Raw genomic sequence first — 368 nt, forward strand, 5'->3', positions numbered from 1 at the left:
CCCCGACGTGTCTACTTTCCGGGGGTCAGGCCCTGCCGCTGGTCAGCACACGCACATGCAAAGAGCATCCCTGAATACGGCAACAAAGCAACGAAAATGGTGACTTTCACCCCGGTGTGCTTGAAGGGTCGTACAGGCGCATTTTCGTACCTGCCCAATCCACCTGCATCGTATGCCCTGGTGCATGGGTGATCCGGGCGGTCAGCCCGGCCGCGTCGACATGGGAGGCAACCAGTTGGCGGAACCGGTCGTAGCTGTAGTGACGCTGGCCCGGCTGGGCCAGCGTTGTGGTGTAGCGAGCCCACAATACTTACAATGTTAGCTTCACACGTCTTGTGCGTGCTTTGACGACCGCGTCAAAGTCAATC

The organism is Corynebacterium sp. HMSC076G08 (assembly GCF_001811515.1).
Lineage (GTDB): Bacteria > Actinomycetota > Actinomycetes > Mycobacteriales > Mycobacteriaceae > Corynebacterium > Corynebacterium hiratae.